The organism is Ohtaekwangia sp., from assembly GCF_036568665.1.
Classification (GTDB): Bacteria; Bacteroidota; Bacteroidia; order Cytophagales; family Cyclobacteriaceae; genus Ohtaekwangia.
This window is the reverse complement of the sequence record NZ_DATCSD010000455.1, coordinates 1-11329: the sequence shown is the minus strand read 5'-3', so window position 1 is coordinate 11329 and position 11329 is coordinate 1. Positions and strand designations below refer to the sequence as shown.

The window sequence follows — 11329 nt, the reverse complement described above, 5'->3', positions numbered from 1 at the left end:
TCCTGTTGCTGTAATGCTATAATGAGTCGCTCACTTCTGCGGCATACCGTGCGGGCTACATGGCAGCATGACACCGATGGATGACCGCCCGGTAAAACAAAGAAACGCATTGGTGGTAATTCTGCGTCCAGGGCATCGATCTGTTTCTCGAGGAAGAGTATATCTTCCGGTATAAGTGCCGGTATTTTTACTTTAGTGTTGCCAGGTTCTGTGGCAAGTATAGAGCCAACAGTAAACAAACGGTCTTGTATCTCTACCAGTATATCTTTTCGTTTCTGGTTCACCTCCTGGTCACGCACCATACCAATCCACGAATTTAATTCATCTACTGTGCCGTATGTTTCAATGCGCAGATCAGCTTTGGAAACACGCTTGCCACCAAAGAGTGCAGTTGTTCCCTGGTCGCCTGTCTTGGTATATATTTTCATGTATAGATGCGTTAACGTATAGAAGCCGGTAAAGCAACAACTTCGTTTATCGAAGAACAAAAGGAGCTATAGCTCACGGCTTTCGTGAGGGAAAGTTAGCGATAGAAATCAGGATTCAGAATATACCGGACGCGATCGTGCAGCTTTTGTCTAGTTGCTGTGTACTTCTACCGGCTTACCACGAGTAACATTCTCGTTCTTGCGGTCCCACTCAATAAGACCATCGCGCAAACGGATAATACGGTGCGAGTAGTGTGCTATATCATCTTCGTGCGTTACCATAATGATGGTGTTCCCTTTATCATGTAATTCCTGGAACAGGTTCATGATATCGTAAGAGGTTTTGGTATCGAGGTTACCGGTCGGTTCATCGGCCAGTATAATAGAAGGATTGTTTACAAGCGCACGTGCGATGGCTACACGCTGACGCTGACCACCGGAGAGCTCGTTGGGTTTGTGATGATGACGCTCCGCCAGGCTCACACTCTCTAATGCAGCCATGGCCATTTCATCGCGCTCCGATTTGCTATAGCCGGCATAGATAAGCGGCAGGGCTACATTTTCCAACGCAGAAGCACGCGGCAATAAGTTGAAGGTCTGGAATACGAAGCCGATCTCTTTGTTACGAACCTCGGCCAGTTCGTTTTCCGTCATTTCACTTACCAGTTGATTATTGAGACTATAAGTTCCGCTGGTAGGAGAGTCAAGACAACCAACGATGTTCATCAGCGTTGATTTTCCTGATCCTGACGGACCCATGAATGCCACGTACTCACCTTTGTTGATCGATATGGTTACATCCTGAAGGGCATTCACAATGTTGTTACCCATCTTATAGACCTTGGCGATGTGATGTGTCTCAATAATTTTCATACAATGCTGGTTTATGAGGTGCAGGCCGCCAGTGGTTTGAGCTGACAGTGCCCGGATATTAGTTTCTGTTTTAACGGTTTAATTACAAGGATGTATATAATTCTTGTAAAGTTTCCTTTCAATATACTGGAATCCGTGGTTTATGTTACAAATTCTTTCCCCGAATCCACAGACGGTGGCTATTCCGGAAGCACAGACGCTCCGGCATGGATAAATGTTACGCATTGGCGAATCACTTCATTATCTTTCAGTATCCGCGTGTGGCCCAAACCTTCGGTGCGGATCAACCGGGCGGCAGGATATACCTGCACCAGTGCCTCGGCATGTTTCAGCGCTACTTCTTTATCGTCAGCATCGTGTACCAGCAACAGGTTAAGCGGTGCGGGCAAGTGTTTTACAAAATGCAGCGCGGTAAATTCATCGAAAGGTTTACCGTAAGTGCGCACAATGAAATCTTTGAAATATTCTCCGGCAGCCGGTGAACCGTGAATGGCGCGGAGGTATGTATTAATAATTTCATCGCCAATGGTAGGAGAAGCGATGTTGATCAGCTTCCGGATGGGTAGTCCGTTCATGGCGGAGAACAAAGCAGCACCACCACCAAACGAATGCGCGATGACAGCATCGGGCTCGCCCTTGAGGCTATAGATGTTTTTTATAGCCTGCTCAAATTCAAAGATCGAAGTGCGTTTACCCTGCGAGTTGCCATGCGCTGGAGCATCAAACCCGATAACACTATATCCTGTTGCCAACAATGGCTTGATAAATCTGCGGAACTGTGTGGCGCGTCCGGCCCAGCCGTGAATCATCAATATATAGCGGCTGTGCGTGCCCCACTGGTAAGCTTGTACATTTTTGTTTTCAACAACGAAGGAGAATTTATCACTGAATGTTTCAGCCTTGCGTTCCTTCTCCGGTGTAGTATAACGCAGCGGAGTAAAGAACAACCGGGTAAAGTAGCGATATGCCAATGAAGGCGCGAGTCGCTCAGCTTTCGGAAAGACCCAACGCACAAACTTGAGTGCCAACGGTGTTTTGTCGTTCTTCTTCATGCCCGTAGTTAGTCAAAAACTTTTCCAATTGCTATAGCATATTCGCTATGCACTTGCTTCTGTTGTGAACTGAAAGGTTTGCGTGGTGAACTGAAAAGTTTTCAGGTCGTAAATACGCTCGCTGAATAATACGTGATTGTTATAGTCAACCAGCACAACCGTAGAGCACCGCGAACCATAATTATCGGTCTTGATAAACATGGATGACAAGGCACGTTCGCGCTCCAGCGTCAGGCCGGTATTGGGTAATTTGTTATCGGCTGCAATCTGGTCGTCATAGAGTAATGTAAATATATCTTCCGGGTCAATGGTCGCTTTATCCAGCAGTGGTCTGAATTTCTCTTTGCCGCGCACTACTTTAGGCCACGGTGTTTCCAACAGATGATTGCTAAGACCATAGAAACCGGGTGCTATAGCATCAACACCTTCTTTATAGTTTGAATAATACCATAGGGCATCCGTTGTGCCGGCCAGCAGGTTAAAGCCGTTGTATTGTTTACCGGTTTGCTCTACGCGCTTCAGGTATATATCCGGTGTTTCAGCAGAGAGTAAATAATCTGTAACCAGTTGTCCGCGCGAAGGTGCATGTGGATTGATGTTCTGCGGATCGCGATAGTTGGTGAGCATGCTGATCTTGCCCGAGCGCGTCATCGCCATCCACGTGCCACAGGCTTCGAGATCGCGACCTCCTAAAATTTCAGGATGATCTTCCCAGTAAGCAGCGGCTGCTGTTTTACGATTATAAAATTCATCGCGGTTAGCGGCCACAATCAGTTTATACGTGGGATGCTGGCGCAGAGAGAAGAAGATAAGACACATGGTGAAATTTTCGGTTTCAAGTTATACTTTTTACGGCTGCAAAAGTTTAGGAATATGAAAAAGAAAAGGAGTTGCTTTCACAACTCCTTTCTTTGTATGAATGTATACTTCCGTAAAACCCGTACGATACTATTTTAGTTTCAGGCGGTAGTTACTGCTTCGCCATACCTTCACGATCTTGCCCGCTTTATCACGCTCAAAAGTTACTTCTTCGCCCAGGGCTCCGTCATCGCGCACGCGTCTGAATGTATCGTCTTTCACGCGACTTACCAATATCATGTTTTTAGGATTATCGTTCGGCATATATAGCAGGGCAAGTTTATCGCCCCACGCAGAAACAATCATCTCACCGCCCCAGGGTTTAAAACCATATAGTCCGCAGTATTGCTGCAGGTCATCACCTTTTTTATCCTCCAGCTTATCGTCCGTTGCTTTGGCTATCGTAGCACGCATGGCTTCAAAGTATTTATTCGGATCGGTACCAATGGCGTTGATCATTACGATAAAAGCGAGTTTATCTTTCGGGTTGATCATGATGAGGGTTTGATAGCCCGGACAAAATCCTCCGTGGCTCACAAATGTTTTACCCTCTACCTGCGATACAGTAAAACCAAGTCCCCACGATGTGCGCCAGTTCGGATCCATATACTGTACATTGTGCATTTCGTGCAGTGTTGATGATTTCAGAATTTCTGTTCCACCTTTTTCCAGCAAGCGAAATTGCCACGAAGCAAAACGCGCCAGGTCTTCAACGGTAGAAGTATAGCCTGCGGCAGGTGTTATACCTTTTGTATCAAACTTCTCCAGCATTCTTCGCTCACCTTTACGACTCGCATCGCTATAGCCGGTAGCCATGCGTCCGTGCCATAACTCTTGTGGAAAATAAGTGCGTGTATCCGCCAATCGAAGAGGTTTGATGATGTTATCATTTATATACTGCTCATACGGTATACCTGATACTTGTTCCACTATATATCCCAGCAACGACATGCCGAGGTTGCTATATTGAAAATACGTGGAGGTGGGATATAGCGCTTTCTGTTCACTTAGTTTGGCAATGACTTGTTCTTTAGAAGGAAAATTAGAATCAGTCCAGTATGGGAAGTCTGATTCGCGTGGCAACCCTGACGAATGTGTGAGCAGTGTTCGTACGGTGATCGGCCCGCTGTCAGGCGATTGCTTTATATTGAACCACGGAAGCAGTGTAGAGACTTCATCATCGAGGCGAAGTTTACCGGCATCGCGCAGTTGCATGATCGCTACCGAAGTAAATAACTTGGAGATAGAGCAGATGCTATAGATGGTGTTGGATTGTGCCGGAACATTTTTAGCAATATCAGCTTTGCCATAGCCGTTGCTCCAAATCAGTTGCTGATCTTTTACTATACCTACAGAAATACCAGGCAGGTTATCAAACTCTGTCTGAGCCTTGAACCATTCGTCAAGTAATTTAAAAGCATCAGCACCAACAGGCGATTTGGTTTGACCATACGCTATACAGGTACTGAATGCCAGAAGGCACCATAATCTCTTCAACATAGGTTTCGGGTTGCAGTTGCTGCTAAATATAAAACGATTGCTTCACAACGCGGAATTATTTTGGGGATGAGAGGTAGTATGCGTGCACCGCTGGATGTAAGCAGCTTTAAAAAAGCTCGAGCTGCTCGGGCAACAATGTAAATGATCTGCGATGATACGGTGTGATGCCCAACTGCTTGATACCATTGCGATGTTCTTCCGTAGGGTAACCTACATTTGTTTCCCAACCATAACCCGGATACTGGCTCGCGAGATTTTGCATCAGGTCATCGCGATAGGTCTTAGCAAGTACCGATGCTGCAGCAATAGAGAGATACGTTGCATCGCCTTTAATAACACACTCATGACGAACATCGCGATACGGTTTGAAGCGATTGCCATCGATGAGTAACAACTGTGGTTGCTCCGGTAATTTATCCAATGCAAGATGCATAGCCTTGAACGAAGCATTCAGGATGTTGATCTGGTCAATCTCTTCATGACTAACTTCGGCAACACCCCAGGCAATGGCTACTTTCTGAATTTCGTAGCGCAGTTCTTCGCGTGCTTCTTTCTTCAGTTGCTTGGAATCGTTCAACAGTTTGTGCCTGTATTTTTTTGGAAGGATAACAGCCGCAGCTACCACCGGTCCGGCCAAACAGCCGCGTCCTGCTTCATCGCAGCCGGCTTCGGTTAGATCTTTGGTAAAGGACGATCGGAGCATGTAGTTGGTTATCCGTTAATAGTTAATCGTTTTATCCGTTAATAGTTATCCGTTAATGAGTTTTGCGTATAAAGGATAACTATTAACGGATAACGATCAACGGTTCTGCAAACTTAAAAGAGAATTGATCTGATACAAAAAAGAAATCAATAGCTTTGAAGTCTGCGCATTTGACAATGCCTGGCAGCCGGTAACAGAACGCAGGTAAGCCAAAGACGTATTATACCGAATGAATGTATGAATCAGAAAGAGATTAAAAATCCGTGGACAACACTTTCCGGTGAACAAAAATATGATAACCGTTGGATTGGTGTAACCGAATACCAGGTGTTAAATCCTGCCGGTGGAAAAGGCATCTATGGCAAAGTACATTTCAAAAATAAAGCGATAGGTGTAATTCCCGTTGATGCTGATGGCAACACGTGGCTGGTAGGACAGTTTCGCTATACTTTGAATGAATTTCATTGGGAGATTCCCGAAGGCGGAGCGCCTCTCAATGAAGATCCGCTGGATGCCGCCAAACGAGAACTGCAGGAAGAGACCGGTATAACAGCCAGTCAATGGAAGAAGATAGCGCGATTGCATACTTCCAATTCCGTAACAGATGAAGAAGGATTTATATTCCTGGCAGAAGACCTCATGCATGGCAGTAACAACCTGGAAGAAACCGAAGCCGATATGAAAGTGTGGAAGCTTCCGCTAAAGGAAGCGATCGACATGGTGATGCGCGGTGAGATAACGGATAGCATGAGCGTTATCGGGTTGCTTACACTGGCGCGACTCAAAGGAATCTGATACTGCGCTATCTATAGCGCTTCCTGAAATTTTAAGTAACGTTTTGTTAACTATATATCCTGTATAACAGGATTACATTGCTTTTTTGTCTATGACTATCCGCCAACATATCCGCGAAAATTTTCACCTTGCTTATCCGGTTATGCTGAGCAACCTCGGGCATGTGCTGATGGGTGTTACCGATACCATGATGGTGGGGCACCTCAATGCCGAGTCGCTCGCAGCAGTAGGCCTGGCGTTGGTTGTGTTCAATGTGTTTATGCTGTTCGGTATAGGAGTATCGTTTGCTATTACTCCTTTGGTAGCCGCTGCCGATGGTGAGAAGAACGATGACACTGTGATCGAAACTTTGCGACATGGTTTGGTGATCAATATAGTAAATGCCATTGTACTCATTGGTGTGGTAGAGATTGGCAAGCATCTGCTATACCACATTAACCAACCAGTGGAGGTAGTAGAGCGTGCTATACCTTTTTTGAGTATAGTAACATTTTCATTGGTGCCGATGATGATCTTTCAGAGCTTCAAGCAATTTGCCGAAGGTCTTTCCAATACACGCGTAGCATTGGTGGTGATGATCGTAGCCAATATTATAAATGTTATTCTCAACTATGCGTTTATCTACGGTCACTTTGGTTTTCCGGCTATGGGGCTGATCGGTGCTGCATGGGCTACTTTTACTTCACGTGTATTGATGGCGATTGGTATAGCGGTATATATATACTGGCTGCCATCGTTCCGCAGATTTCGTGCAGGCTTCTCGCCCGGTAATTATTCGCGCAGACTCTTCTCCAAACTTCTGCATCTGGGTATACCCAGCGGAGTACAATTTATTTTTGAAGCTGCTGCATTCGACTTTTCTCTGGTAATGATGGGATGGCTCGGCACCAAAACACAAGCCGCACACCAGATCGCCATTAACCTGGCTACATTAAGCTATATGACAACGGCCGGGCTGGCAGCCGCTGCTACGATACGCGTGGGGTATTTTCTGGGTGGTCGCGATTATAAGAATATGAAACTCGCAGTATATACTTTGCTCGGTATGGCTATGGTGTTGATGGGAGCAGCCGCCATTGTATTTATATTCGGTAATCATTGGTTGCCATCGCTCTATGTGAATGATCCGGCAGTTATACCTATTGCAGCATCGTTGCTGATTGTAGCCGCTATATTTCAACTATCCGATGGAACGCAGGTGGTATGTGCTTCAGCATTACGCGGCTTGCAAGATGTAAAGATACCTTCATTCTTCATCTTTGTTTCATATTGGATCATCGGTTTACCCTTAGGCTACTGGCTCGCCTTCAAAGCAAACTACGGAGCAACCGGTATATGGTTAGGACTATTGATCGGCCTCACCTTAACCGCCACCGCGATGTTCCTGCGAATGAAGTGGTCGATGGATCGGGCGGAAGCCCTTAGGCGTTAGTCGTTATCCGTTAAAAGTTATTCGTTAAATAGTGTACCGGAATCACCACCACCAACTTCAACATTCGTTGATCAATATTCCTTGTTCGATATTCAATTTCGTTTAGTGCTTGAAGAAAAATCCAATGGCACAAAGTACACCAAGCTGCACAGAGGGCTCTCTGTATTTTTATTCTGTGTAATTCTGTGAGTTCTGCGGGAAAAAAATTCTGGCATGTTAAGCAAAGTGCTTCCGGACTTTCTGACTTCCCGACTTCCGGTCTCTGCATCTGCAGGAAACAAAACAATTACTATATTTCCGCTCATATCCGATGAACCATGATTGAAGCCAAACCTGTTCGTGCCTCCCAAACGACTATTACCGAATTGATGATTCCTTCGTATGCCAACTTTGGAGGGAAGATACACGGAGGAATTTTACTCTCGTTGATGGATAAAGTAGCCTATGCCTGTTCCAGTAAACATGCAGGAGCTTACTGCGTTACTGTGTCGGTAGATAAGGTAGAATTTTTGCAGCCGGTAGAAGTAGGAGAGTTAGTATCGCTGCACGCCTCGGTAAATTATGTAGGTAATTCTTCCATGATCGTAGGTATACGCGTGGAGGCACAGAATGTAAAGCTCGGTACCATTGCGCATACCAACTCGTGTTACTTTACCATGGTAGCCAAAGGCGATGACGATAAACCTGCTACTGTGCCCAAGCTTATATTGGAAAGTGAAGAGCAGATAAGACGCTTTATCGAAGCTATAAAAATGAAAGAGCTCAAGCGACAAATGCGCGAGGCTCATGACGATGCCAAATCGAAAATTGAAGTACAGGAAGCGGCTACTATTCTGAAGAATGAGCGGTGCATCATTTCGTTAGACTAATCTTTATAACTATACTATAGATCTTTCCCATGCTAAAACATTTGCTGGCAGCAGTATATATAGTGCTTGCGCTCTCCGTGGATGCACAGACACCGGTAATTCTCTCGCAACGCGATCAGGCAAAAGTAATAGACGAGTTGCTGGAAGATCGCCTGCGCACAATACTTCCATCGCTTATGCGCAGAGAAGGTATAGATATGTGGGTGGTTATATCGCGCGAGTATAATGAAGACCCCGTAATAAAAACATTATTGCCGGCCACGTGGATGGCTGCACGCAGAACCACGATGCTGATAGCGTTCGATCGCGGAGCTGATAAAGAACTTGAATACCTCGCAGTATCGCGATACGATGTAGGCAAAGTTTTTAAACGCGCGTGGGATCCGGATCATCAGCCGGACCAATGGGCACAGCTTGCACAGATCATTGCAGAACGCAACCCGAAAAAGATAGCGCTGAATAAATCCGCACACTTTGGCCACGCGGATGGTATATCTGCCAACGACTATGACGAAGTATTGAAGGCGCTCGACAAGAAATTTCATTCGAGAATTATGTCGGCTGAGCGCCTGGCTATAGCGTGGCTTGAAACAAGAAGCGAACGCGAGATGGCCATCTATCCGCAGGTATGCCGTGTAGCACATGATATTATACAGGAAGGCTTTTCCGATACAGTAATTCAGCCGGGAGTTACTACTACTGATGATGTTGTGTGGTGGTACCGCGAACGTATTCGCGAATTAAAGTTGGACACGTGGTTTCATCCATCGGTATCGGTTCAACGCAACGAACCTGAAGCGATCTTTGCCAAACGTCCTTCACCTGTCGTTATTATACCAGGCGATCTGCTACATGTAGATTTTGGCATTACCTATCTGCGACTGAACACCGATACGCAGCAACATGCATATATACTTCGTGCAGGCGAAACAGATGCCCCGCTATATTTGAAGAATGCACTCGCGGCCGGTAACGCATTGCAAGATATACTCACCGGTAATTTTGTATTGGGCAGAACCGGGAACCAGATACTGGCGGAGTCGCGCAAGCAGGCCATTGCTCAGGGATTGAAGCCTTCCATCTATACTCATCCCATCGGGTATCACGGTCACGCAGCGGGGCCAACGATTGGGCTGTGGGACATGCAACAAGGAGTTCCTGTACAGGGCGATTACCCGCTATATTATCGCACTGCGTATTCCATTGAACTGAATGTTACCGTGCCGGTTGCCGAATGGAAAAAAGAGATACAGATAAAACTGGAAGAAGACGGATATTTCGATGAAAGCGGTTTCCGCTATATCGATGGGCGCCAGAAGGAACTGATCATCCTTCCGAAGCAAGACAAGATTAACAAGCAATAATGCGCGATTTAAGTTATCTTTGATATACGTGATCCCTCTAGCAAAAAACAATTCTCTGAACTACCGGAAGTTAATTTAGTGTACAGGTGAAAATATTGAGAGTTATTCATACCTCCTACGGGGTGCTGGTATTCGCTATTCTGTTCCTGGTTTTATTTCCGTTCCTGCTTATACCGATCATTTTTCCGAACCAGTTCAGGCTGGTAGGTATAGTAAATCGCTGGTGGGCACGGCTCCTCCTGTTTTTTGTATTCATTCCGTTTCGTGTAGAGTATCGCAGAAAGCTTGATCCTAAAAAGCAGTATATCTTTTGCGCCAACCATTTTTCCTATATGGATATACCTTCGGTGGGGCTCAATCATCATAACACCGTTTTTGTTGGCAAGAACGACCTGGAAAAAATTCCGCTGTTCGGCTATATGTATGGCAGGCTGCATATAACGGTTGACCGCAGCAAGCTGAAGAGCCGCTATACTTCACTGAAGCGTTCACTGGAAGCTATAGACGAAGGGAAAAGCCTGGCTATTTTCCCGGAAGGAGGCATGGTAACGGAAAGAGACCCTGTTATGGGCCGTTTTAAGGATGGCGCGTTTCGGGTAGCCATCGAGAAACAAATTGCGCTTGTGCCTGTAACCATTCCATATAATTGGATAATTTTGCCAGCGGATCAGTTCCTGCTGCATTGGCATCCATTGAAGGTCGTTTTCCATGAGCCGATCGAAACAACCGGCCTTACGCTAAACGATGTGGATGCACTGAAAGATAAAGTGTTTCAGGTGATAGACGAAGAATTGAACCGACACATAGCAACGCTGTATACACCAACGAATATTGTAAACAATGAATATAGATCGCGCACTGCTGGATAAAATTGCCCACCTCTCTCGCCTCGAGTTTGATGAGAAGGATGCCGACAAAATGATGAAGGACATGACGGCTATTGTTGACTGGGTAGAGAAATTAAAAGAAGTAAATACCGATGGTGTAGAGCCGCTCACAACCATGAGCCATGAGATAAACGTGCTGCGTGAAGATGAAGTAAAAGAACATCTCAGTCATGAGCGCGCGCTGCGCAATGCTCCAAAAAAAGATTCCGATTATTTCCGCGTACCAAAAGTATTGGAGTAATCGTTCTTTTATAAGAAGCAAGCCCGGAAGGTTTCGTAATCTTCCGGGTTTGTTTTTTTAAACTTATGCTATAAACATTCTACTCGGTTATATGCAATCACTTTTCTTCTGGAAAAACTGGCTGAAAGATTACCGCTGGACTGGCTACGGAACAGCTTCTGTTTTTTTCTTCTCATTAATTTTCCTGTGGTTTTCGTACTTCAAAGGCGTGGATGGTATCATTCATTGGGACACCATCCAGGAACAAAAAGTAATTGAGACTACTGTACATAGTTTTCGTGTAGGACCATTTCATCTGAATATACCGGCCGAGAGTTATGCTATAAC

13 protein-coding genes are annotated in these 11329 nt (G+C 45.5%); 7 read left to right on the top strand and 6 right to left on the bottom strand.

What is annotated here, in order from left to right; genetic code table 11:
- The 6 genes from VIN08_RS26940 to VIN08_RS26915 form a co-directional block, all read right to left on the bottom strand.
- Positions 1 to 428, bottom strand: a 428-nt coding sequence (locus tag VIN08_RS26940) for a cob(I)yrinic acid a,c-diamide adenosyltransferase (RefSeq protein ID WP_331972476.1), incomplete at its 3' end; no start/stop codon positions are given.
- Between the two features lie 150 nt (positions 429 to 578).
- Positions 579 to 1301, bottom strand: a complete 723-nt coding sequence (locus tag VIN08_RS26935) for an ABC transporter ATP-binding protein (protein WP_331972473.1) — start codon at positions 1299 to 1301, stop codon at positions 579 to 581.
- Between the two features lie 179 nt (positions 1302 to 1480).
- Positions 1481 to 2353 carry an alpha/beta hydrolase gene (locus VIN08_RS26930; RefSeq protein ID WP_331972470.1) on the bottom strand — a complete coding sequence of 291 codons (873 nt, stop codon included), beginning with the start codon at positions 2351 to 2353 and terminating at the stop codon, positions 1481 to 1483.
- Positions 2354 to 2398: 45 nt separating this feature from the next.
- The gene (locus tag VIN08_RS26925) at positions 2399 to 3172 is read right to left on the bottom strand and encodes an NRDE family protein (protein WP_331972467.1); all 774 of its coding nucleotides are present in this window, start codon (positions 3170 to 3172) and stop codon (positions 2399 to 2401) included.
- A gap of 129 nt (positions 3173 to 3301) precedes the next feature.
- On the bottom strand, positions 3302 to 4711 hold the full coding sequence (locus VIN08_RS26920; protein ID WP_331972464.1) for a serine hydrolase: 1410 nt from the start codon (positions 4709 to 4711) through the stop codon (positions 3302 to 3304).
- Positions 4712 to 4817: 106 nt separating this feature from the next.
- A complete protein-coding gene (locus tag VIN08_RS26915) occupies positions 4818 to 5414 on the bottom strand; it encodes a ribonuclease HII (RefSeq protein ID WP_331972461.1) in 597 nt (198 codons plus the stop codon).
- A 237-nt stretch (positions 5415 to 5651) separates the two neighbouring features.
- Here VIN08_RS26915 and VIN08_RS26910 point away from each other — a divergent pair, with 237 nt between their 5' ends.
- The 7 genes from VIN08_RS26910 to VIN08_RS26880 form a co-directional block, all read left to right on the top strand.
- The gene (locus VIN08_RS26910) at positions 5652 to 6209 is read left to right on the top strand and encodes an NUDIX hydrolase (RefSeq protein ID WP_331972458.1); all 558 of its coding nucleotides are present in this window, start codon (positions 5652 to 5654) and stop codon (positions 6207 to 6209) included.
- Positions 6210 to 6300: 91 nt separating this feature from the next.
- The gene (locus VIN08_RS26905) at positions 6301 to 7641 is read left to right on the top strand and encodes an MATE family efflux transporter (RefSeq protein WP_331972455.1); all 1341 of its coding nucleotides are present in this window, start codon (positions 6301 to 6303) and stop codon (positions 7639 to 7641) included.
- 317 nt (positions 7642 to 7958) lie between these two features.
- Positions 7959 to 8510, top strand: a complete 552-nt coding sequence (locus tag VIN08_RS26900) for an acyl-CoA thioesterase (protein ID WP_331972452.1) — start codon at positions 7959 to 7961, stop codon at positions 8508 to 8510.
- 29 nt (positions 8511 to 8539) lie between these two features.
- On the top strand, positions 8540 to 9874 hold the full coding sequence (locus tag VIN08_RS26895) for a M24 family metallopeptidase (RefSeq protein WP_331972449.1): 1335 nt from the start codon (positions 8540 to 8542) through the stop codon (positions 9872 to 9874).
- 86 nt (positions 9875 to 9960) lie between these two features.
- Positions 9961 to 10743 (top strand): lysophospholipid acyltransferase family protein, encoded by a 783-nt coding sequence (locus VIN08_RS26890; RefSeq protein WP_331972446.1) that lies wholly within the window; start codon positions 9961 to 9963, stop codon positions 10741 to 10743.
- Complete coding sequence (gene gatC, locus VIN08_RS26885; protein ID WP_331972443.1) at positions 10715 to 11002, top strand: Asp-tRNA(Asn)/Glu-tRNA(Gln) amidotransferase subunit GatC; 288 nt, start codon at positions 10715 to 10717, stop codon at positions 11000 to 11002. The genes VIN08_RS26890 and gatC overlap by 29 nt, the downstream gene beginning before the upstream one ends.
- Positions 11003 to 11093: 91 nt before the next feature.
- Positions 11094 to 11329, top strand: a 236-nt coding sequence (locus tag VIN08_RS26880; protein ID WP_331972440.1) for a hypothetical protein, incomplete at its 3' end; no start/stop codon positions are given.

Bases quoted from the DNA above. Each gene is read 5' to 3' on its own strand.
- VIN08_RS26925 (WP_331972467.1), bottom strand. From the start codon at position 3,172: ATGTGTCTTATCTTCTTCTCTCTGCGCCAGCATCCCACGTATAAACTG.
- VIN08_RS26900 (WP_331972452.1), top strand. From the start codon at position 7,959: ATGATTGAAGCCAAACCTGTTCGTGCCTCCCAAACGACTATTACCGAA.
- VIN08_RS26920 (WP_331972464.1), bottom strand. From the start codon at position 4,711: ATGTTGAAGAGATTATGGTGCCTTCTGGCATTCAGTACCTGTATAGCG.
- VIN08_RS26935 (WP_331972473.1), bottom strand. From the start codon at position 1,301: ATGAAAATTATTGAGACACATCACATCGCCAAGGTCTATAAGATGGGT.
- VIN08_RS26895 (WP_331972449.1), top strand. From the start codon at position 8,540: ATGCTAAAACATTTGCTGGCAGCAGTATATATAGTGCTTGCGCTCTCC.
- VIN08_RS26915 (WP_331972461.1), bottom strand. From the start codon at position 5,414: ATGCTCCGATCGTCCTTTACCAAAGATCTAACCGAAGCCGGCTGCGAT.
- VIN08_RS26930 (WP_331972470.1), bottom strand. From the start codon at position 2,353: ATGAAGAAGAACGACAAAACACCGTTGGCACTCAAGTTTGTGCGTTGG.
- VIN08_RS26905 (WP_331972455.1), top strand. From the start codon at position 6,301: ATGACTATCCGCCAACATATCCGCGAAAATTTTCACCTTGCTTATCCG.
- VIN08_RS26910 (WP_331972458.1), top strand. From the start codon at position 5,652: ATGAATCAGAAAGAGATTAAAAATCCGTGGACAACACTTTCCGGTGAA.
- gatC (WP_331972443.1), top strand. From the start codon at position 10,715: ATGAATATAGATCGCGCACTGCTGGATAAAATTGCCCACCTCTCTCGC.